Consider the following 21,461-nt stretch of genomic DNA (forward strand, 5'->3'; position numbering starts at 1 on the left):
CCCGTCAGCGCCGTTGCCAAAGGGAACAAACGCCGACGGTCTGTGAGCAAAGCCGGCGTACGGTGGCCCGAACCCGGGGCGACCCGGCTTCGTCACTCCGCACTTGAGGCGCGAGGCCGCGCCTTCCACAGTGCGAGCCAATCCGCCACCGGCCCGGTCGGCGCATCACCCTGCCCTCAAGGAGACCGCCATGCCCGAGAAACGACCCCGCTGGAATCGCCTGAGTGCCACCGAGCTGGAGCGCGAACGCGCCCAGGTTCGCGCTAAGGAGCGGCAGCTGCGCCAGCGCCTGGCCCGCCAGGAACAGGCCGCGGCCGGCCGCCGGCTCGGGCCGCAGCACGCCCACAGCCTGGACCAGCTGCGCCAACAGGTGTCTGGCATGCAGGCCACGGCCCTGGCCCTGCAAGCGCGGGCGCAGCAGCGCTGACCGTTGTATCCCGGTGGACCTGGCGGCCTCTCGCGGGCCTACTGCCCCCCCCCGATTCGTGATGGACTTGGCACTCTTTACAGCGCCTTACCCCTTGTTGCAGCCTTGCCCGAGTCGGCGCGGCACCATGAAGACGCTCAAGAAAGAAAGATAGATAGAAAAGAGTGGGGCCTGTTCAGGGACAGTGCCCTTCACGGCGTCGATGGGGGTACATCATGAGATTCGAAGGCAAGCTGAGTACGTGGACCGCTTTGCGCGGCTACGGCAGCATCGCCCCGCTGGACGGCGGGCAGGAGTTGTTCGTACACATATCCGCATTTCCACCCGATGGCGAGCAGCCGGTGCTGGGTGAGGTCTTGAGCTTCGAAGTGGTCAGCGGGCGAGACGGCCGCAAGCAGGCACAGCGGGTCATGCGCTCCACGCGCAAGCGGGTCGACCAGGCGCCGCCTATGCCACCCGGCGGGCGTCTGCAGGGCGCCGCCTACCACCAGCGCCGGCAGCTGCAGCGCCGCCTGGCTTGGGCCACGGCCTGCGCGGCCCTGCTCTTGGCCTTGGGCACGGTGGTGTGGCTGGACCTGAGCCGCGCCGATGCCGGCCCGGTCTTGATGCAGCATCTGGCCCACGGCCCCAGCCGCTGAATGTGGCCACTTGTGGCCGGCTCAGGCGCCTGGCCTCAGTCCTTGACCCAGGACACGCCGCCGCCGCCACTGCCTTTGCGTTCCGCGTTCTTGCGCGTGCGCAGCACCGCTTCGAAGGCTTGCTGGGCGCCGTTGCTGATGGCCACCAGCAAGCCGCTCATGTCCTCGCTGCTCAGGGTGTCGGTGTCGCGACGGAACTGCTTGATCGCCGGCGCCAGCATCTCCTTGGCCACGGCCGGATGGGTGACGGTGACCACCAGCATGGATTGGAAGAGGTCAGGGAAGCGCGTGCACAAGGCCTTGATGCGTTTGAGCGCCTGGGCCGGCGAGCTGCGGTGGCCGGGGGCAATCCATTTCACCTCGTCGTTGGCCTCGACCAGCTCGGCTTCGAGGATGCGGATCCGGGTCAACAGGTATTCGCAGTCGCGCGCGGCCATGGCCTGCAGTTCCGCTTCGTCGTCGCTTTCGGCGTGGGGGTAGCGCTCTTGCACCATGCGCGCGAGCGCTGCCTCAAGCTCGGGCAAGGTGGGGGCAGGGGCTTCAGCCATGGCGAGACCTGGGAAAGCGGCACGAAGTCGGAGTTTCGGCCGCGGCCCGCAGAACTTGAGGCGTGGGTCGGTCTCATGACGGTTTTTCGACCGGCCCGCCCGGGCTTGTCCTAGGGTGCAAGGCGCGGCCGGGCTGGTCACAATGCCCGGCTCTGTCTTGTCATGCAGTCCCTCCACAAGCCAGCCAGCTTCGCCACACTGCACACGACACGGACCCCGTATGAGCACTCAAGACAGTTTCCTGAACCGGCGCGGCTTTGTCGCCGGATCCCTGAGCTTGGGGGCTGCCTTGGCCCAGGCCGCTGAACCGGTCGCGTCTGTGACGCCCCTGCCACCAGGCCGCCTCGACGCCCTCGACCTGCAAGGCGTTCAGCAAGGTCTGGCCAGCGGTCAGCTGAGCGCGGAAAGCCTGACCCGCCATTACCTGCGCCGCATCAATGCGCTGGATCGCCAGGGGCCGCAGCTGCGTTCGGTGATCGAGCTCAACCCACAGGCGCTGGCGCAGGCGATCGAGCTGGACCGCGAACGCCGCGACAAGCGCCGTGGCCCGCGCGGACCGCTGCACGGCGTGCCGGTGCTGCTCAAGGACAATATCGCCACCGCCGATGCCATGAGCACCACGGCCGGCTCGCTGGCGCTGGCCGGCCTGCACGCCAGCCGCGACGCCTTTCTGGTCGCCCGCCTGCGTGCCGCCGGCGCCGTCATCCTGGGCAAAACCAATCTCAGCGAATGGGCCAATATCCGTTCGAGCCGCTCGACCAGCGGCTGGAGCAGCCGCGGCGGCCAGACCCGTCACCCCCATGTGCTGGCGCGCAACCCCAGCGGTTCCAGCTCCGGCTCGGCCGTGGCCGTGTCGGCCGGCTTGTGCGCCTTGGCCGTGGGCACCGAGACCGATGGCTCCATCATTTCACCGGCCAGCATCTGCGGCATCGTCGGCCTCAAGCCCACGGTCGGCCTGGTCAGCCGCAGCGGCGTCATCCCCATCTCGGCCAGCCAGGACACGGCCGGCCCCATGACCCGATATGTGCGTGATGCCGCTGCCTTGCTGCAGGTGTTGGCCGCGCCCGATACCGAGGACCGCGCCACCGCCGCCGCGCCCAAGCCTGTTGATTACCTCACCGGCCTGCGCAAGGACGCCCTGCGCGGTGCCCGTATCGGCGTGCTGCGCGGCGCCCAGCCGCCCCAGCCCCAGGTGAACGCCTTGTTCGAGCAGGCCCTGACCGTGCTCAAGGCCCAGGGGGCAGTTCTGATCGATCAGGACCTCAAGATCCCGCACCAGGAGAAGTACGGCGACAGCGAAATGACCGTGCTCATGCACGAGTTGAAGGTCGGCCTGGCCGAATACCTGGCCGCCTACCAGCCCGATGCGCCGGTCAAGGACCTGGCCGGCCTGATCGCCTGGAACCAGGCCCATGCCAAGACTGTCATGCCCTTCTTCGATCAGGAGTTGTTCGAGATGTCCCAGGCCACTCAGGGGCTGGACAGCGAGGACTACCGCAAGGCGGTCGAAAACAACCAGCGCTACGCCCGCAAGGAAGGCTTGGACGCCTTGTTCGCCGAGCACCAACTCGACGCTGTGGTGGCGCCCTCGGGCAATCTGGCCTGGCTCACTGACCCGCTGCTGGGCGATCACTTCACCGCGGGTGGTTTCACCTCGCCCTTTGCCGTGGCCGGCTATCCGCACCTGACCGTGCCCATGGGCCTGGTGGGCGAGCTACCGGCCGGCATCTCCTTCGGTGGCTTGGCCTGGCAGGAAGCCAAGCTGCTGGCCTACGGCTATGCCTACGAGCAAGCCAGTCTCAAGCGGGCCGCGCCGAAGTTCTTGAGCAAGGTCTGAGCACGGGCCGCTTGGCGCCATAGGAAAAGCCCGGCGTGACCGGGCTTTTTTGCGCTTGTTCGCAGGTTCAGCCTTCGCGCGAGCATGCGCTCAGGCTTGAACGAGACACCGGATGCTGCGCAGGCAGCCTCTTGCTTCTGCGTTCAGCCTTCGCGCAAACATGCGCTCAGGCCTGAACGAGGCACAGCATGCTGCGCAGGCAGCATCCTGTGTCCACGTTCAGTCCTCGTTGTTGAAGACGAGCTTGACTTCGTGGTGCTGCTTTTCGCCGCTGGCTTCGAAGCGCCAGTCCATCAGGGCGTTGGTGACCGAGCGGTCGAAGACCTTGCGCGGTTGCGCTTCCAGGATGTCCACGCCGGTGACCTTGCCGTCGCCGTCGATGGCCATCTTGGCGGTCACGGTGCCGCGGGTGATGGATTGCTTCTCGGCTTCACGCGGGAACTCCGGCGGCACCTTCTTGACGATCTTGGGTGCAGCGTGGGCACTCAGGGCCAGTGCCACGGTGGCGGCGAACAGGCCGGCAGCGCGCAGCAGGGAAAAGGAGGAAGCGGCGGGGGTGCGGGTGTACTTCATGGTGCGGGTCTCGACTGCAGAAATAGAGGGTTGTGGGGCAAAGAAAAGAGGGGCGGGAAACTGGACGGCGTTCAGGCCGGCACGGCGCGGAAGAAGCCGACGGCGTCGAGCAGGCGCGAGGAACTGGTCTTGAGCGCGTCGGTCGAACGGCCGAGCTCATCGACCAAGGTGGTGTTCTGCTGGGTGGTGCGGTCCAGCTCGTTCATGGCGTTGTTGACCACGCCGACACCGGCCGCCTGCTCCTGGGCCGAGTGCGAGATTTCCTCGATCAGCTGGCCCATATTGTTGACTTCGTCGACGACGCTGCGGATGGTGACGCCGGCGTTGTTGACCAGGGCGGTGCCGTTCTCGACCTTGACCGAGGACTCCTGGATCAGCACCTTGATTTCCTTGGCCGCGGCGGCCGAGCGCGAAGCCAGGGCACGCACTTCGGAGGCCACGACCGCGAAGCCGCGGCCATGCTCGCCGGCACGCGCCGCTTCCACGGCAGCGTTCAGGGCCAGGATGTTGGTCTGGAAGGCAATGCCGTCGATGACGCCGATGATGTCGCCGATCTTGCGCGAGCTGGCGCTGATTTCTTCCATGGTGTCGACCACCTTGGCGACCACTGCGCCGCCAGCCGAGGCCGATTGACGCGCCTTGGTGGCGATGCTGGCTGCGCGACGGGTCAGGTCGCTGGCGCCGTTCAGGTTGGCGGCGATTTCTTCCACCGAGGCCGCTGTGTTTTGCAGGCTGGCGGCCGAGCGGGCCGTGCGGTCCGACAGATTGACATTGCTGTCGGCAATGTCCGAGGAGTTCTGGGCCACTTCACCGGCGGCGTCGCTGACGCTGCTGACCACGCCGGTCAGCGCGGCCTGCATGTCCTGCATGGCACGCAGCATCTGGGCCAGTTCGTCATGGCCTTCAGCATGGATGGCCATGGTCAGGTCACCGGCGCTGATCGCTTCGGCTGCGGCTTGGGCGCGGCGCGCCGGCAGGACGATGGAGCGGGCAATCACCAGGCCGCCTCCGACGCCGATCACCACCGCCACCAGCACTAAGACACCGGTCAGCAACACGGCGTTGCGGGCCATCTCGCCACCGGAGATGGCCAGGTCACGGGCGCTCTCGAACTGCAGCTCGACCAGACCCTTGAGGCCTTCTTGGTAGGCTTGCTGAGCCGGGCGCACATCGGTGATCAGGCTTTCACGCGCCTCGTCCGGGCTGCCGTCCTTCTGGATCTTCTGGAACTTGGCCACAGCGCCGACAAAGGCGGTCTTGCGCTCACGCACCTGGCGCACCAGTTCTTTTTCCTTGTCGCCGACCAGGCTGGCCTCGACGTCATTGATCTGCTTGTCGCTCTCCGCCAGGGCGGCTTCGATGGCGGCCTTTTGCTTTTTGATCTGGCGTGCTTCGTCGAGCAGCAGCAGGTCGCGCGAGGCGCGAGCGATCACATTGACTTGTTCCTCAAGCGCATTGGCCGAGGCGATCTTGACCAGGCTGGAGTTGGCCGTGAGGTCCAAGTCCTTGGCGAGGCGGTTGGCCGTATTGGCACCATAGCTGCCGATCGCGATCAGCAGAAGAATCAGGAGGCCGTAGCTCACGGCCAGACGCTGGCTGATGCGCAGCTGGGTCAGAAAATTCATCGATGAATCCCTCGTCAAGAACTGCTTGTTGTGGTGGCTGCTGCGCCGGTCCGGCGTGCTGCTGCGGCCGGGCACCCCGGCGGGGCGCTTGCGATGCCTGTGACGCTATCGGCGCCACACACTGAGTTCTTGATGCTGGATTCCATGGATTCCTGAGCGGCCTGTGACATATGTCGCAGTGGCGGCTCGGCGTCCATGAACAGGACGGTTCGGGGTGGGCCGCACGACAAACTGCGGACGCCAGTCTGCCTTCGCCACGCGCTTTTGGCGCAGAGGCGAAGACCGATCGTGTGAACGATTTCGCGCCGCAGCCCGGCGGCATCCCCGGTTCAGGGGCTTGCTGTCGGAGCAAGGGTAGCGAGGCAGATTCAATCAGGCGGCGGTGCGGAACTGCCTCATATTGGCAGCCAGGCCATGGGCCTGACCGTGCAGGGCCGCAGAAGCGGCCGTCGACTGCTCCACCAGGGCGGCGTTCTGGCTGGTCATCTCCTCCAGCGCCTGCATGGCGTGCTCGACATGGTCCAGATGGCCGCCCTGTTCCATGGCGCTGGCCTGCAGATGGTCCATCAGGTCGCGGACCTGATAGACCCCGGCGATGATCTCGCTCATCTGCTGCCCGGCGCCCTGGGCGCGGGCCGAGCCGGCTTCGGCCTTGCGCACCGAGGCCGTGATCAGGCTGTTGATTTCATGGGCGGCCTGGCTGCTGCGCTGGGCCAGCTGCCGCACCTCGGCGGCCACCACAGCAAAGCCTTTGCCCTGTTCGCCCGCACGTGCGGCCTCGATGGCGGCATTCAAGGCCAGGATGTTGGTTTGGCGGGCGATGCCGTCGATCACGCCGGTGATCTCGCCGATCTGTTGGGCGGCACTGCGAATCTCGGCCATGTCCAGGACCATCTGCTGTACCGCGCTGCCGCCGGCCGAGGCCTGCTCGGCCGTGGCTGCACTCAGGCGTGCGGCCTGAGCGGCGCCGCCCTGGGTTTGCCGCAGGCTGGCGGCCATGGCGCTCATGCGCTGGTTGGTGGCCTGCAGGCGCGCGGCCGAACTTTCGGTGCGGCGGGACAGGTCCTGGTTGCCGCTGGAGATTTGCGTGGAGGTGATGCTGACGCTGTCCACGCCCTGGCGGACGGCTTCCACCATATCGCGCAGGCGCTCGGTCATGGTGCTCAATGCAGCGTTCATGCGGCCCAGTTCGGTGCGTTGTTCGGCGCCCGTGCGTGCCGGGCTGCTCAGGTCGCCGCGCGCCACGGCCGCGGCGAGATGGACCACATCGCCCAGCGGCCGCGTGATGGAGCGCGTCACCCGCCAGCCCAGCAGGCCTGCGGCCAGCACCAGTGCCGCGATCAGCAGGAGCAGCTGACGTCGGCTTTTCAGATAGGTCTCATTGGCCAGCCGGGCTTCGGCTTGAGCAGCCTTCAGGTTCAGGTCGGCCAGCTGCAGCAGCAGGCCACGCGCATCATCAAAGCGGCGCGCGCCCTCACTGGTGATCAGGTCGATTGCCGCCGACCCGGCGCCCACTTGAACAAAGGCTTGCACGCCCTGACGCAAGGTGCTGTAGTGACGCAGCGCCTGGACGGTGTCCTGGAACAGCGCCTGTTCTTCCGGACTGTGAAGCTGGGCCTCGTAGCGGCCGCTGATCTGCTTCAGCTCTTGATCGACGGCGTCGATCTGGCTCGCCACAGTCGCCACGTGCTCGCGCTCGCTCATGGCCATCAGATAGTCCAGCGAATGGCGCCGGGTCGCCAATTCGGCCAGGCGCAAGCTGTCGGAAACGCCTTGCAGGTGGACGGCGCTGATGTTCTGTGCGCTGGTGTCGATCTGCTGCTGGCGCATGATCGAGAACGCACCGAGAAGCGCCAGGGCCGCGGCCAGCAAGCCGAAAGACAGGCTCAGCCTGCGTGCAATGGACCACTCGGTCCGTAACATCCGGGACGCCAGAGGCGAGAACCAGGCCAGAGCCCGTCGAGAAAACATGCCAACTCCAAAATCTGCAGGAACCATGGGCCGGCAGTCTGTAAGTGCTGTGTGACGAGGGCGTTACCGGGCTCGGCCTGGGCATGCTGTGCAGCGCAACTGCGTGAACAATTGCCGCTTCAATTCAATCCACGCGCTGGTCCTTGCTCTGCAGCACATCGAGTGGCCGCACATCGGGCGCGCCCTGGGGCTGGTTGCCCCAGGCGGTGCGTACATAGCTGGCCACGGCGGCCAATTCCGTGTCGCTGAGCACACCGGCAAAGGGCGGCATGCCGAAGGGCCGCGGGTTGCCCACGGTCGAGGGCGCGAAACCGCCGCGCTGGATGATGCGCAGCAGATTGGCTGGGTTGGCCATCAGCAGCGCGCGGTTGCCGGCCAGGGCGGGGTAGATGCCGGCCACCCCCCGACCCTGCTCGCCGTGGCAGCTCGCGCAGTGGTCGGCATAGAGTTGCGTGCCTTGCTCGCGCAGCTTGAACTCGGCGCGCCGCTCGGGCACCGCGGCCGGTTTGCTGTGCTGAGGCAGGGTCTGTAAATAGACCGCCATGGCGGCCAGATCGGCGTCGCTGAGGTGCTGGGTGCTGCCGCGGATCACCTCGCTCATGGGGCCGAGCGCGCTGGCCTGGTCGTTGCGGCCGCTTCTCAGCCATTGCTGCAGGGCCGGCGCGCTCCAGCTGGCGACGCTGCCTTCCGCTGCATCGTGAAGCGAGGGCGCGTACCAGCCCAAGGCATCAAGCATGCCGCCCGAGAAGTCGTTCAAGCCGCCGGTGGCACCCAGGCTGTTGCGGCTGGCGTGACAGGCATTGCAGTGGCCCAGGCCCTGGCTCAGGTAGGCACCACGGTTCCATTCGGCCGTGCGCTGCGCATCGGGCTGGAACACCGCCGGCCGGAAGTACAGCGCCCGCCAGACCGCCAGTGCGGCTTGCGTGTTGTAGGGGAAGCGCAGCTCATGCTCGCGCCGCGGCTGGGCCACGGCGGGCAGGCTTTGCAGGTAGGCGAACAGCGCATCGGCGTCCTTGCGCGTGACCAGGGCGTAGTTGTCGTAGGGGAAGGCGGGCGTCAGCAAGCGGCCGTCGCGGCCGCGGCCGTTGTGCAGGGCGGCCCAGAACTCATCGGCGCTCCAGCGGCCCAGGCCGGTCTCGGCATCGGGCGTGAGGTTGGACGTGAAGACGCTGCCGAAAGGCGTGGGGATGGCGCGGCCGCCGGCGTACTCGGCGCCGCCACGGGCGGTGTGGCAGCCCATGCAGTTGCCGGCGCGGGCCAGGTAGGCGCCGCGCTCAATCAGGGCCGGGCTTGATTGAAATGGCGTGCTGCGCGGCGCGCTCTCGTCCAGGTGATTGAGGCGCTGCACCGCCAGGGCGGCAAGCAGCAGGCCGGCGACGAGCGCGCCAAGGAGCTTGGTGCGGAGCTTCATTTACTTGAGCCCCCCGCATTCCATGGGCAGGGGCGCGGGCAGGCTGTCGGCCGGGCGGGCGCCGGCGGGCATGGGCTGGCCGGCCAGCCAGTGCGAGATGGCGTTGATCTCTTCTTCCTTGAGCTGCTTGGCGATCGAGGCCATGCAGTCGGGCGCGACGGCGCGGCGCTGGCCGCTGCGCCAGGCGCCGAGCTGGCCGTTGAGATAGTCGCGCGGCAGGCTCAGCAGGCCGGGGATGAAGGGCTGCACCCCGGTCAGCTGCTGGCCGTGGCACTGCACACAGGCCGGCAGCTTGCGCGCCGGATCGCCCTTGAGCACCAGCTCTTGGCCGCGGCTCAGCACCGCAGCCGGCAGGACCGGAGTCTGCGGCGGCGGGTAGGGCAGGTGAAGGCCTGCGAAGTAGCCCGCCAGCTCGTTCAGATAGGCATCGCTCAAGGGGTCGACCAGATCGCTCATCAGGCCGTAGTGGCGCCGGCCATCGCGGAAGTTGAGCAACTGCTTGTAGAGATAGCCCTGCGGCTTGCCGGCCAGGCGTGGGTAGTAGCCGTCGGCGGCGGCGCGGCCTTGCTGGCCATGGCACTGGGTGCAGGCTAGGGCGCGCTGGGCGATGCTGTCTTCGACCATGGCTGGAGCCGCTCCGGCGAGCGGAAACCAGGCCAGACCCAGAATCAGGGCAAATGAGCGCAGCTTACGCATAGGAGCGGGCACCAAAGATGGCCGAGCCGATGCGCACCATCGTCGCGCCCTCCAGCACGGCCGCTTCCAGATCGGCGCTCATGCCCATGGACAAGGTGTCCAGGCCGCCGAACAGGGTCGGGTCTTGCTGTTTCAGGTCGGCCAGCAGCTCGGCCAGGTCGCGGTGCGGCTGGCGCTGTGCTTCAAAGTCTGCGGCTGCTTCCGGCACGGCCATCAGGCCGCGCAGACGCAGGCGCGGCAGGGCGGCAACCGTGCGGGCCAAGGCGGGCAACTCAGCCGGGGCGATGCCGCTCTTGCTGGCCTCGCCGCTGATATTGATTTGCAAGCAAATGTTCAGCGGCGGCAGCGTGGCCGGGCGCTGTTCCGAGAGGCGCTGTGCGGTCTTGAGCCGGTCCACGCTGTGCACCCAGTCGAAGGCCTCGGCCACCGGCCGGGTCTTGTTGCTCTGCAGGGGGCCGATCAAGTGCCAAGCCAGCTGTGATCGGAGGTCTGCGAGCTCGGCGATCTTGTCCAGGCCTTCTTGCACATAGTTTTCGCCGAAGGCGCGCTCGCCCGCCGCATGGGCCTCGCGTACCGCCGCCGCCGGGAAAGTCTTGCTGACGACCAAGAGGCTCACGCTATGCTGCTCGCGCCCTGCACGCTCGCAGGCTGCTGCGATGCGACGGTGCTGTTCTTGTATGTTGTTCGCTATCGTCGCCATAATGGCCCAGGCTCTTTCTCACAATCATGGACATCACTCAACTGCTCGCATTTTCGGTCAAGAACAAGGCCTCCGACTTGCACCTTTCGGCCGGCCTGCCACCGATGATCCGCGTGCATGGGGATGTGCGTCGCATCAATGTCGAAGCCCTGGAACACCGCCAGGTGCACGACATGGTCTACGACATCATGAACGACTCCCAGCGCAAGATCTACGAAGAGTCGCTGGAAGTGGACTTCTCGTTTGAGATCCAGGGCCTGGCGCGCTTCCGGGTCAATGCCTTCAACCAGAACCGCGGCGCCGGCGCTGTGTTTCGGACCATTCCGAGCAAGATCCTCTCGCTGGAGCAGCTCAACGCGCCCAAGATCTTTGCCGAGCTGGCCCTGCGCCCGCGTGGCCTGGTGCTGGTGACCGGCCCCACGGGTTCGGGCAAGTCGACCACGCTGGCCGGTATGGTCAACCACCTCAACGAGAACGAGTACGGCCACATCCTGACCATCGAGGACCCGATTGAGTTCGTGCACGAGTCCAAGAAGAGCCTGATCAACCAGCGTGAGGTCGGCCCGCACACCATGAGCTTTGCCAACGCGCTGAAATCGGCGCTGCGCGAGGACCCGGACGCCGTGCTGGTCGGTGAAATGCGTGACCTGGAAACCATCCGACTGGCCCTGACCGCCGCGGAAACCGGCCACTTGGTCTTCGGCACTTTGCACACCTCGTCTGCCGCCAAGACCGTGGACCGTATCGTCGACGTCTTCCCAGCGGCTGAAAAAGAAATGGTGCGGGCCATGGTGTCCGAATCCCTGGTGGCCGTGATCTCACAAAGCCTGTGCAAACTCAAGGACGGCTCCGGCCGTGTGGCGGCGCACGAAATCATGTTGGGCACCTCGGCCATTCGCAATTTGATCCGCGAGAACAAGGTCGCGCAGATGTACTCGGCCATTCAGACCGGCAATGCGGTCGGTATGCAGACCCTGGACCAGAACTTGACCGACCTGGTCCGCCGCAACATCATTGCCCCGGCCGAGGCGCGGGCCAAGGCCAAGTTTCCGGAGAACTTTCCGGGCTAAAGCCCAGAAAGTTCGACGTGACTCATGTGGCGGCAGCCACGGGAGTCGCGGCAAAACTTCCCTGGCTGACCTCGGCACCGGCGGCGCACCAGCCTGCTACATTGCCGGCGGTCAAATCAAGCAGACGGTTAGGACGATTCATTCATGGAACGCGATCAGGCCTCGAAATTCATCAACGATCTGCTGCGCCTGATGGTCTCGCGCAAGGGCTCGGACTTGTTCCTGACGGCCGACTTCCCGCCCGCCATCAAGGTCGACGGCAAGGTGACCAAGGTCTCGCCCCAGCCCCTGAGCGGCCAGCACACCTTGCAGCTGGCGCGTTCCATCATGAACGACAAGCAGGCGGCCGAGTTCGAGCGCAGCAAGGAATGCAATTTCGCCATTTCGCCGCAGGGCATCGGCCGTTTCCGTGCCAATGCCTTCTTGCAGCAAGGCTCGGTGGGCCTGGTGCTGCGCACGATTCCGGCCGAGCTGCCGACCATTGCCTCGCTTGATCTGCCCAAGATCTTGCGCGAGGTGGTGCAGTTCAAGCGCGGTCTGGTGATCGTCGTCGGCGCCACCGGTTCGGGCAAGAGCACCTCGCTGGCGGCCATGATCGACGAGCGCAACCAGACCACCTACGGCCACATCATCACCATCGAAGACCCGATTGAGTTCGTGCACCCGCACAAAAACTGCATCGTCACCCAGCGTGAGGTCGGCATCGACACCGACACCTGGGAGTCGGCGTTGAAGAACTCGCTGCGCCAGGCGCCCGATGTCATCTTGATGGGCGAGCTGCGCGACCGCGAGACCATGGAGCATGCCGTGGCCTTCGCCGAAACCGGCCACCTTTGCATGGCCACCTTGCACGCCAACAGCGCCAACCAGGCCCTGGACCGCATCATCAACTTCTTCCCCGAAGAGCGCCGCAGCCAGCTGCTGATGGACCTCTCGCTCAATCTGCGCGCCCTGGTGTCGCAGCGCCTCTTGCCGCGCCGCGAGGGCAAGGGCCGGGTGGCGGCGGTCGAGATCCTGCTCAACACGCCCTTGGTGTCCGACCTGATCTTCAAGGGCGAGGTCGGTGAGATCAAGGAGATCATGAAACGCTCGCGCGAGCAGGGCATGCAGACCTTCGACCAGGCCTTGTTCGATCTCTATGAGAGCGGCAAGGTCACGTACGAAGACGCGCTGCGCAATGCCGATTCGGTCAACGACCTGCGCCTGCAGATCAAGCTCAACAGCGAGCGTGCGCGCTCCGGCGATCTGAGCACCGGCACCGAGCACTTCACCATTCTCTGAAGCTGCGGCTGCGCCCCAGCCCAGCCCTGGTTTAGAGTGGCGGCATGAACGCAGCCACCCACCTACCCACCGGCGCCGCCGTGCGCGCCTATGACGCCATCCCCTCGCAGCCCGTGGCCTTTCTAGGCCTGGGCGTGATGGGCTATCCCATGGCTGGCCATCTGGCTCGCGCCGGCCACCAGCTCACGGTCTACAACCGCACGGCCAGCAAGGCCCAGGCTTGGGCCGCGCAAGAGGGCGGCCGCGCCGCCGCCACACCGCGCGAGGCAGCGCAGGGCGCGCACATCGTGTTCGCCTGCGTGGGCAATGACGATGACTTGCGCTCGGTGGTGCTGGGCGAGCATGGTGCGTTCGCCGGCATGTCGCCGGGCGCGATTTTTGTGGACCACACCACGGCTTCGGCCGAGGTCGCGCGCGAGCTGCATGCCGAGGCGCGCCGCCTGGGCCTGCACTTCATCGACGCACCCGTCTCAGGCGGCCAGGCGGGTGCGGTCAATGGTGCTTTGACGGTGATGTGCGGCGGCGATGCCGAGCCCTTCGAGCAGATCCGCCCGCTTGCCATGGCCATGGCCAAGGCGGTCACGCGGGTGGGCGAGTCGGGTGCTGGTCAGCTGGCCAAGATGGTCAACCAGATCTGCATCGCCGGCCTGGTTCAAGGCCTGGCCGAGGCGATTGCCTTCGGTGACAAGGCCGGCCTGGACATGAAGCAGGTGCTCGATGTCATCGGCAAGGGTGCGGCCCAGAGCTGGCAGATGGACAACCGCGGCAAGACCATGGTCGACGGCAAGTTTGACTTTGGCTTTGCCGTCGACTGGATGCGCAAGGACCTGGGCCTGGTGCTGGACGAGGCGCGCCGCAACGGTGCGCGCGTGCCGGTGACGGCCGTGGTCGACCAGTTCTACGCCGATGTGCAGGCCGCTGGTGGTGGCCGGCTGGACACGTCCAGCCTGATTCAGCGCTTGAAGTGAGAGCCTGGCGGCGCACCCGCGCCGCCCCGATATTGCTTTACTTGCTCTGCGGCTCGACGCGCTTGGGCGTCAGGCGAGCCAGCTCTTCTTCGCTGATGATCTCGAAGGCGCGCACCACCTTCTGTGTGCCGCTGACGCCGCGGGCAATCTCCACGGCGCGGCTGGCTTCGCGCTCGGAGACGCGGCCCATCATGTAGACGGTGCCGCGCTCGACCACCACATAGAAGGCGTTCGAGATCAGGTCGCGTGCATCAACGAGGCTGAACTTGATCTTGCCGGCCAGGGTGACGTCGCTGGTCCGGCTGCTCAGGGAGCTGTTGCCCAGCACGGCGGTTTCATTGAGCACATGGCGCACGTTCTCGACTTCGCTGGCGATCTTCTCGATGCGGGCGCGTTCGGCTTCGCTGGCAACTTCGCCGGTCAGCAGCACCATGCGGTTGTAGGCATTGACGTTGACATGACCCTTGTCGCCGAGCTGTTCGCGGATGCGCGCAGCCGCTTTGAACTCGATGCCTTCATCTTCGACCTGGGTGCCCGAGGTGCGGCGGTCGGTGGCGACGATGGCGCCACCCATCATGGCGCCGCCCAGCATCAAAGGGGCGCAGGCCGAGCTGACAAAGGCGGCGCCCAGGGCGAGCAGCAAGACGCTGGTGCGGGCAGAGCGGATCGGAAGCAGTTTCATGGCAGTGGGGTCCGGTGATATGTGAATGGGTGCTGGCCTGATTACTCGCCCGCACCCAGCAGCTGCAGGTCGACGGCGTCACACAGGCAATGCGCGAGCAGGCGCTGCGCTTCGGCAACACGGGCGGCGCGGCTGTGGGGCACGCGGATCTGCACATCGGTGTCCTGAAGCAGGGAGCGCATGGGGTCATTGCCTCCGCCGGTGAGGGCGATCACGCTCATCTCTTGCGCATGGGCGGCCTCCAGCACGGGGGCCCAGCGGTTCTGCAATTCGGCCTGCGCTTCGAACAGCAGCAGCAGGTCACCGGGGTGGCCGTGGGTCTGCACCTGCCGGGTCAGCGCTTCTTCGGCATTGCTGCCATGGGCTTGGCCATCGAGGGCCCAAGCGGCCAGGCCGGGGCGTTCCTGCTCGAAGCGGCCGACCAGCAGGGCTGCCATATAACTGGCATCCAGTGCGGACAGGCCTTGGCCACAGCAGAGCACGCGGCCACCGCTGGTGATGCCTTCGATCAGCATTTGCGCGGCGTCGGCCAGGGGGCGCGACAGGTTCTCGGCCACCTGGTACAGCAGGTCGGCGCTTTCGAAGAACTGGGTTTGGATTCTTTGCTCTAGCATGTGGCGGGATCATAAGCGAGTGCAGGCAAACCCTGGTTCCAGGGGCCGCGGGCCTGCCAGGTGCTGCCGTCTGCACCCGGCGGCAGCAGCGGAAGGGCAGGTTCAGGCTGATCCGACATCGAAGGCGGCCACCAGCCATTCGATCTGATCGCCGTCGATCGCCACCACATCAAAGCGGCAAGGTGGCGGGCTGGCATGGCGCAGCAGGTAATGCTGGGCTGCGTAAATGAGCCGGGCCTGCTTGCGGCTACCGACGCTGGCGGCTGCGCCGCCATGCCCGAGGCCGGCTCGGGCGCGCACTTCCACGAAGACCAGGGTGCCGTCGCGGGCGCGCAGAATCAGGTCGACCTCGCCGGCGCGGGCACCGCGCCCTGCGGCGACCCGATAATTGCGCTCCAGCAGATGCAGGCCTTGGGCCTGCAGATGGCGCAGGGCCGCATCTTCGCCGGCCTGCCCCAGGCGTTGACGCGCCGTTGGCCGGCCGCTTGTTTCTTGCGTTCTGCCGGTCGCCGGCGAGACTGCCTTTTTCGGAGAAGCCCACTTGAACATCGATGCCTCCCTGCTCCTGCAGGCGGCTGCTGCCGCCGCGGGTGGCCAGCAGTATCCTGCAGCCACGCTCTATGTGGTGGCCACACCCATCGGCAATCTGGCGGACATCAGCCTGCGCGCCGTGCATGTGCTGGGCCTGGTCGATGCGGTGGCCTGCGAGGACACGCGGGTCAGCGCCGGCCTGCTGCGCCATCTGGGCCTGCACAAGCCCTTGATCAAGCTGCACCAGCACAACGAGCATGAGGCCAGCGCCGACTTGCTGGCGCGGCTGCGGCAGGGCGAACGCATCGCCTACATCAGCGACGCCGGTACGCCGGCCATCTCCGACCCCGGCGCGGTCTTGGTCGCGGCCGTGGCGGCTGCGGGCCTGCGCGTGCTGCCCTTGCCTGGGGCCAGCAGCACGGTGACTGCGCTCAGCGTGGCCGGTGACACCGCGGCCGAGGGTTTCGAGTTTGCGGGCTTCCTGCCGACCAAGACCGCCGAGCGGCGCAACGCCCTGCAGGCCTTGACCGGGAGCCGGCGCAGCCAGGTGCTGTTCGAGGCACCGCACCGCATTGAAGCGCTGCTGGCTTTGCTGGCCGAGCTCTGCCCCGAGCAGACCGTGACGGTCTGCCGCGAACTGACGAAGCAGTTCGAGACCGTGTACACGGCGCCGGCGGCCAGCCTGCCCGCTTGGTTGGCGGCCGATGCCCAGCGCGAGCGCGGCGAGTTCGTGCTGGTGTTGCATGCGGTGCGGGCCAGCCAGGCGGCGGCCGATGACTTGCCGGCCGAGACCTTGCGCACCCTGGACTTGCTCTTGCGCGAGCTGCCGCTCAAACAAGCGGTCAGCCTGGCGGCCGAGCTCAGCGGTGCCTCGCGCAACCGTCTCTACGATCTGGCCTTGGAAAAGAAGAACAAAGCCCAGGACTGAGTGGTGCGTCCCGGGCTGAAATCAGGCGCAGGCGCTCACTGACCGGCCGCGGTCTTGTCATTGTGCTTGGCGCGGTGGATGGCCGCGCTCTTGCGCTCCTGCATGCGGTGCAGATGACGGCGTTCCTGCTGGGTGACTGTGCCATCGGCCTTGGCCTGGGCTTCGGCGTTTTGCACGGCGGCCTGGCCGCGCTCCAGGCGTTGAGTTTCCTGGGCGCTCAGGGTGCCCGAGGCGGCTCCTTGGGCGATGCGAGCTTGCTGATGGGCCTGGCGATGGTCCACCCGCGGTGTGGCTGGCGTTTGTGCCTGGGCGGCGCTGGCGATCAGGCCCAGCAGGGCAGCACCGATCAGTGACAGATGGAGTTTGCGAGTCATCGTGGCGGCAGCGTTCATGACGTTGAGGTCCTTGTGTCTATCCAACCCTAAGGCGGGGGTTGGCGAGGTGTGGAGGGGAAGGATCAAGCCGCGGGTTTGCGTGCTTGATTGAGTCCACAACGCCGGCTTAGCTGGCTGCGGTGACCACCCGGCGGTAAAGATCCGTGAAGCTCGGTGAGGGACTGTGGCGGCCGGCATCAAGCCTCACGCCGCAGGCGCTGGGCCGCGCTGTCGCGATGTGCCTGCACCGGCTGCAAGGCGCCGGCCCGGGCCAGGCCAAAGGCCGGCATGTTCAGGTAAATGCTCTCGTGCTCGCCCGCGCGCACCGAGTAGGTCTCGTGCCAGACGCCAACGGTGCCGTCCTTGCCGATGGCCTTGTTGAAGGCCGCCCAGGCGGGCAGATGGGCCGCCTGGCGGTCTTTCGCATAGGCCAGCAGTTGCTCCATCGAGCGCCAGTACTGCACGCCGATCACCGTGCGGCCGAACCACATCTCCGCATGCAGCAGGCCCCGCTCCGGCTGGCTTTTCAGCTCGGCCAGCATGCGCGGCATGGCCGCGGCCACTGGCCACCATTTGTGCAGCAGCCAGGGCTTGTTGATGCGCATGCCGATCAGGAAAACGACAAAGTCGCCTTCGATGTGGGCCGTCATTCTTTGGGTGTGGATCATGAAAGTATGTGCCAGGGGAGCGTCTTCAGGCCTGCAGTGTCGGCGGCCGGTTTGTATTTCGGAACTGGCTATATTGCGGGTCAGGTATTCATTTTTGAATTGGAAGCCACATGGCCCTGGACTGGTCGCAAGTGCAGATATTCCTCGCCCTGGCCGAGGCCGGCTCGCTCAACCGCGCCGCGCCGCAGCTGGGTCTGAGTCAGCCCACCTTGGGGCGGCAGTTGCTGGCGCTGGAAGAATCCTTGGGCCAGCTGCTGTTCGAGCGCCACAGCCGCGGTTTGAGCCTGACCGAGGCCGGCCATGCCTTGCTGCCGGCTGCGCGCCGCATGCGCGAGGGCGCGCAGGAGCTGGCTCTGGCCCTGGCCGCGCGCGATCAATCGCTGGCCGGCACGGTGCGCCTGACCGCCAGCGACATCGTCAGCACCTATTTCCTGCCGCCGGTGCTGCACGCGCTGCGCCAACGCTACCCGGAGGTGCAGATCGAGCTGGTGGTCAGCAACGAGCAGGAAGATTTGCAGCAGCGCAGCGCCGACATCGCGCTGCGCATGGTGCGCCCCGAGCAGGAGATGCTGGTGGCGCGCAAGCTCAGCGAGTGGCCGGTCGGCGTGTTTGCCCACCGCGACTACATCGCCCGCCGCGGCCTGCCGCAAATGAGCACGATCCTGGAGCACGACTGGCTGGGCTACGACCGCTCCGACCGCATGCTGCGTGGTTTTGCCGCGGCTGGCACGCCGGTGCCAGTGAGTTTTTTCGGCCTGCGCTGCGACAACCAGGTGGTGATCTGGGAGGCCATGCGCGCCGGCATGGGCTTGGCTGTCAGCGCCGTGGCCCTGGGCGAGCGTGACTCCGAGGTGCAACAGGTGCTGCACGAACTGCCGATCGAGCCCCTGCACCTCTGGCTGACCGCCCACCGCGAGCTGCGCGACACGCCGCGCCTGCGGGTGATCTACGACGCCCTGGCCCAGGCCTTTGCGCGGCCCTTCTGATCCAGCGGCAGGGCCAATCGGGCGCCGCCCCTGCGTGGCCGCGCCCGCTCCTACAATGGCCCGCATGATCTCGCGCGAACCCACTCTTGCCCGCCTGGTAGCAGCCCGCAGCCAATTGCTGGAGCCTTATGGCCTCAGCGAACATGTTCTGAGCAAGGCCTTGCGCCTGATCACCGAACACCGGGTTGACGATGCCGACCTGTATTTCCAGACCACCCGTGCCGAGGGCTGGAGCCTGGAGGAGGGCATCGTCAAGAGCGGCTCCTTCAGCATTGACCAGGGCGTGGGCGTGCGCGCCGTCGCCGGCGAGAAGACGGCGTTTGCCTACTCCGACGATATTTCCGAAGCGGCCCTGATGGACGCCGCCCTGACCGTGCGCAGCATCGCCGCCGCCGGCCAGAGCCGCCGCGTCAAGGTGCCCAGCGTCGGCACGGTGGCGCCGAGCCGCTCGCTTTACGGCGCGGCCGATCCGATTGCCAGCCTGGACAGCACCGAAAAGGTGGCCCTGCTGGAGCGCGCCGAGCGCATGGCCCGAGCCAAGGACCCGCGCGTGGCTCAGGTCATGGCCGGCCTGGCGGCCGAACATGATGTGGTGCTGGTGGCGCGCGCCGACGGCACTCTGGCCGCCGATGTGCGCCCGCTGGTGCGGCTGTCGGTGACCGTGATCGCCGAAAGCAATGGTCGGCGTGAGGTCGGCAGCGGCGGTGGTGGCGGGCGTTTCGGCCTGGCCTATTTCACCGACGAGATGATCGCCAGCTATGTCGACCAGGCGGTCAATGCCGCCCTGACGAATCTGGAATCGCGCCCCGCTCCGGCCGGGGAGATGACCGTGGTGCTGGGCCCGGGCTGGCCGGGCGTGCTGCTGCACGAGGCCATCGGCCATGGCTTGGAAGGCGACTTCAACCGCAAGGGCTCCAGCGCTTTTGCTGGACGCATCGGCCAGCGCGTCGCCGCCAAGGGCGTGACGGTGCTGGACGATGGCACCATCCCCGACCGCCGCGGTTCGCTCAATGTCGACGACGAGGGCTGCGCCTCGCAGCGCAATGTGCTGATCGAGGACGGCATCCTCAAGGGCTATATCCACGACGCCATGAGCGCCCGTCTGACCAAGGTCGCGGCCACCGGCAATGGTCGCCGCGAAAGCTACGCCCATGTGCCCATGCCGCGCATGACCAACACCTATATGTTGGGCGGCGACAAGGACCCCAAGGAAATCATCGCCAGCATCAAGAAGGGTCTGTACGCCAGCAACTTCGGTGGCGGCCAGGTGGATATCACATCGGGCAAGTTTGTCTTCTCGGCCAGCGAAGCCTTCTGGGTGGAAAACGGCCAGATCCAGTACCCGGTCAAGGGCGCGACCATCATTGGTAACGGTCCAGATGCACTGACCCGCGTCACCATGATCGGCAACGATATGCAGCTGGACACGGGAGTTGGCGTCTGTGGCAAGGAAGGGCAGAGCGTGCCGGTGGGTGTGGGCCAACCGACCCTGCGCATCGAGGGCATGACGGTGGGCGGAACGGCCTGAGCGCTGTTGTGCGCAGGCCTCAATGCTTGAATCTGCGCTGAACGCTTGTCAAAAACTGCGTGCTACATTCCAGCTCATGCACTCGCCGAAGACTTATTTCTTTAGCTTTTTTTGGTTCTCCAACCGCACCGGCGGCCGAGAGGCGAGAGCGTAAGCAAGCAACACCAAGCACAGCGCACAAATCTCTAGAAACCGCCGGGTCCACCACCCGGCGGTTTTTTTTCGTCCCTGGCGCGCTGCCCCGATTTCAAAAGCACGGAAAGTGAGAGTCACGCCCATGAATGCCAAGTCCGCCAAACCGGAAATTCAGGCTGAACGCTGGTACTCGCAAGAGGACAAGACCAGCGCGACCGATGACGAGCGCATCGTCGACATCACGCCGCTGCCGCCGCCGGAGCATCTGATCCGTTTCTTCCCCATCCGCGGCACGCCGATGGAGCAGTTGATCGCCGGCACGCGCCAGAGCATCCGCAAGATCATGCAGCGCAAGGACGACCGCCTGCTGGTCATCATCGGCCCTTGCTCCATCCACGACCCGGCCGCGGCGCTGGAGTACGCGCGCCGCCTGCTGCTCGAGCGCGAGAAGTACGCCGACACGCTGGAGATCGTGATGCGCGTCTACTTCGAGAAACCGCGCACCACGGTGGGCTGGAAGGGCTTGATCAACGACCCCTACCTCGACGAGAGCTACCGCATCGACGAGGGCCTGCGCATCGCCCGCCAGTTGCTGCTGGAGATCAACCGCCTGGGCGTGCCGGCCGGCTCGGAGTTCCTGGATGTGATCTCGCCCCAGTACATCGGCGATCTGATCTCCTGGGGCGCGATCGGCGCACGCACGACCGAGAGCCAGGTGCACCGCGAGTTGGCCTCAGGTCTGTCCGCTCCGATCGGCTTCAAGAACGGCACGGACGGCAATATCAAGATCGCCACCGACGCCATCCAGGCGGCGGCCCGCGGCCACCATTTCCTCTCGGTGCACAAGAACGGCCAGGTCGCCATCGTCGAGACCAAGGGCAACAAGGACTGCCACGTGATCCTGCGCGGCGGCAAGGCGCCCAACTATGACGCCGAGAACGTGGCCGCCGCTTGCAAGGACCTGGCCGCCTCCAAGCTGGACACCACGCTGATGGTGGATTGCTCGCATGCCAACAGCTCCAAGCAGCACCTGCGCCAGCTCGAAGTGGCGCGCGATGTGGCGGCGCAGATTCGCGCTGGCAGCCAGAGCATCTTCGGCGTGATGGTCGAAAGCCATCTGCACGACGGCGCTCAGAAGTTCACGCCAGGCAAGGACGACGCCCGCAAGCTGGACTACGGCAAGAGCATCACCGATGCCTGCCTGGGCTGGGACGATTCGATCGAGGTGCTGGAAGTGCTCAGCGCGGCGGTCAAGGCGGCGCGCACCTGA

General features: G+C 66.5%; 22 protein-coding genes. 10 read left to right on the forward strand and 12 right to left on the reverse strand.

What is annotated here, in order from left to right; translation table 11 throughout:
• The first annotated feature begins 190 nt into the window (after positions 1-190).
• Positions 191-427: a hypothetical protein gene (locus LNV28_RS14065; protein WP_263519059.1), complete on the forward strand. Its 237-nt coding sequence runs from the start codon at positions 191-193 to the stop codon at positions 425-427.
• Between the two features lie 215 nt (positions 428-642).
• Entirely contained in the window at positions 643-1,065 is a 423-nt protein-coding gene (locus tag LNV28_RS14070; protein WP_263519058.1) for a cold-shock protein, read from the forward strand.
• A gap of 35 nt (positions 1,066-1,100) precedes the next feature.
• Here LNV28_RS14070 and LNV28_RS14075 read toward each other — a convergent pair whose 3' ends face one another.
• On the reverse strand, positions 1,101-1,613 hold the full coding sequence (locus tag LNV28_RS14075) for a hypothetical protein (RefSeq protein ID WP_263519057.1): 513 nt from the start codon (positions 1,611-1,613) through the stop codon (positions 1,101-1,103).
• Between the two features lie 220 nt (positions 1,614-1,833).
• Here LNV28_RS14075 and LNV28_RS14080 point away from each other — a divergent pair, with 220 nt between their 5' ends.
• Entirely contained in the window at positions 1,834-3,450 is a 1,617-nt protein-coding gene (locus tag LNV28_RS14080; protein WP_263519056.1) for an amidase, read from the forward strand.
• A gap of 219 nt (positions 3,451-3,669) precedes the next feature.
• On the opposite strand, the gene LNV28_RS14085 is transcribed toward LNV28_RS14080, so the two are convergent.
• From LNV28_RS14085 to LNV28_RS14110, 6 genes are all read right to left on the reverse strand, one after another.
• Positions 3,670-4,023: a TonB family protein gene (locus LNV28_RS14085; protein ID WP_263519055.1), complete on the reverse strand. Its 354-nt coding sequence runs from the start codon at positions 4,021-4,023 to the stop codon at positions 3,670-3,672.
• A 71-nt stretch (positions 4,024-4,094) separates the two neighbouring features.
• Entirely contained in the window at positions 4,095-5,648 is a 1,554-nt protein-coding gene (locus LNV28_RS14090) for a methyl-accepting chemotaxis protein (RefSeq protein WP_263519054.1), read from the reverse strand.
• Positions 5,649-6,020: 372 nt separating this feature from the next.
• Positions 6,021-7,619: a methyl-accepting chemotaxis protein gene (locus LNV28_RS14095; protein ID WP_263519053.1), complete on the reverse strand. Its 1,599-nt coding sequence runs from the start codon at positions 7,617-7,619 to the stop codon at positions 6,021-6,023.
• Positions 7,620-7,743: 124 nt separating this feature from the next.
• Positions 7,744-9,030, reverse strand: a complete 1,287-nt coding sequence (locus tag LNV28_RS14100; RefSeq protein WP_263519052.1) for a c-type cytochrome — start codon at positions 9,028-9,030, stop codon at positions 7,744-7,746.
• Positions 9,031-9,726: a c-type cytochrome gene (locus LNV28_RS14105; protein ID WP_263568986.1), complete on the reverse strand. Its 696-nt coding sequence runs from the start codon at positions 9,724-9,726 to the stop codon at positions 9,031-9,033.
• Positions 9,719-10,426 (reverse strand): YggS family pyridoxal phosphate-dependent enzyme, encoded by a 708-nt coding sequence (locus LNV28_RS14110; RefSeq protein WP_263519050.1) that lies wholly within the window; start codon positions 10,424-10,426, stop codon positions 9,719-9,721. Before LNV28_RS14110 ends, LNV28_RS14105 begins: the two co-directional genes overlap by 8 nt.
• 26 nt (positions 10,427-10,452) lie before the next feature.
• On the opposite strand from LNV28_RS14110, the gene LNV28_RS14115 reads away from it, so the two are divergent.
• From LNV28_RS14115 to LNV28_RS14125, 3 genes are all read left to right on the forward strand, one after another.
• A complete protein-coding gene (locus LNV28_RS14115) occupies positions 10,453-11,496 on the forward strand; it encodes a type IV pilus twitching motility protein PilT (protein WP_263519049.1) in 1,044 nt (347 codons plus the stop codon).
• Positions 11,497-11,640: 144 nt separating this feature from the next.
• On the forward strand, positions 11,641-12,777 hold the full coding sequence (locus LNV28_RS14120) for a PilT/PilU family type 4a pilus ATPase (protein ID WP_263519048.1): 1,137 nt from the start codon (positions 11,641-11,643) through the stop codon (positions 12,775-12,777).
• A gap of 44 nt (positions 12,778-12,821) precedes the next feature.
• The gene (locus LNV28_RS14125) at positions 12,822-13,745 is read left to right on the forward strand and encodes an NAD(P)-dependent oxidoreductase (RefSeq protein ID WP_263519047.1); all 924 of its coding nucleotides are present in this window, start codon (positions 12,822-12,824) and stop codon (positions 13,743-13,745) included.
• A 37-nt stretch (positions 13,746-13,782) separates the two neighbouring features.
• Here LNV28_RS14125 and LNV28_RS14130 read toward each other — a convergent pair whose 3' ends face one another.
• From LNV28_RS14130 to LNV28_RS14140, 3 genes are all read right to left on the reverse strand, one after another.
• Positions 13,783-14,427 (reverse strand): BON domain-containing protein, encoded by a 645-nt coding sequence (locus LNV28_RS14130; RefSeq protein ID WP_263519046.1) that lies wholly within the window; start codon positions 14,425-14,427, stop codon positions 13,783-13,785.
• Positions 14,428-14,468: 41 nt separating this feature from the next.
• Positions 14,469-15,041 carry an SIS domain-containing protein gene (locus tag LNV28_RS14135; protein WP_263519045.1) on the reverse strand — a complete coding sequence of 191 codons (573 nt, stop codon included), beginning with the start codon at positions 15,039-15,041 and terminating at the stop codon, positions 14,469-14,471.
• 102 nt (positions 15,042-15,143) lie between these two features.
• Positions 15,144-15,590 (reverse strand): YraN family protein, encoded by a 447-nt coding sequence (locus tag LNV28_RS14140; RefSeq protein ID WP_263519044.1) that lies wholly within the window; start codon positions 15,588-15,590, stop codon positions 15,144-15,146.
• Between LNV28_RS14140 and rsmI the strand changes: the two genes are divergently transcribed.
• Positions 15,583-16,500: a 16S rRNA (cytidine(1402)-2'-O)-methyltransferase gene (gene rsmI / locus LNV28_RS14145; RefSeq protein WP_263519043.1), complete on the forward strand. Its 918-nt coding sequence runs from the start codon at positions 15,583-15,585 to the stop codon at positions 16,498-16,500. The genes LNV28_RS14140 and rsmI overlap by 8 nt on opposite strands.
• A 35-nt stretch (positions 16,501-16,535) precedes the next feature.
• Here the strand turns inward: rsmI and LNV28_RS14150 are convergent, their stop codons facing one another.
• Together LNV28_RS14150 and LNV28_RS14155 are read right to left on the reverse strand one after the other, a co-directional pair.
• The gene (locus LNV28_RS14150; protein WP_263519042.1) at positions 16,536-16,892 is read right to left on the reverse strand and encodes a hypothetical protein; all 357 of its coding nucleotides are present in this window, start codon (positions 16,890-16,892) and stop codon (positions 16,536-16,538) included.
• A gap of 179 nt (positions 16,893-17,071) precedes the next feature.
• The gene (locus LNV28_RS14155) at positions 17,072-17,524 is read right to left on the reverse strand and encodes a DUF4188 domain-containing protein (protein ID WP_263519041.1); all 453 of its coding nucleotides are present in this window, start codon (positions 17,522-17,524) and stop codon (positions 17,072-17,074) included.
• A gap of 128 nt (positions 17,525-17,652) precedes the next feature.
• Here LNV28_RS14155 and LNV28_RS14160 point away from each other — a divergent pair, with 128 nt between their 5' ends.
• The 3 genes from LNV28_RS14160 to LNV28_RS14170 all read left to right on the forward strand — a co-directional run bounded on the left by LNV28_RS14160 (position 17,653) and on the right by LNV28_RS14170 (position 21,461).
• Positions 17,653-18,528, forward strand: a complete 876-nt coding sequence (locus LNV28_RS14160) for a LysR family transcriptional regulator (protein WP_263519040.1) — start codon at positions 17,653-17,655, stop codon at positions 18,526-18,528.
• Between the two features lie 64 nt (positions 18,529-18,592).
• Positions 18,593-20,056, forward strand: coding sequence for a metalloprotease TldD (gene tldD, locus LNV28_RS14165; protein ID WP_263519039.1), 1,464 nt, complete (start codon positions 18,593-18,595; stop codon positions 20,054-20,056).
• Between the two features lie 277 nt (positions 20,057-20,333).
• Positions 20,334-21,461, forward strand: coding sequence for a 3-deoxy-7-phosphoheptulonate synthase (locus tag LNV28_RS14170; RefSeq protein ID WP_263519038.1), 1,128 nt, complete (start codon positions 20,334-20,336; stop codon positions 21,459-21,461).

Origin of the sequence: Paucibacter sp. DJ2R-2 (assembly GCF_025717675.1) — a bacterium.
Classification (GTDB): domain Bacteria; phylum Pseudomonadota; class Gammaproteobacteria; order Burkholderiales; family Burkholderiaceae_C; genus Paucibacter_A.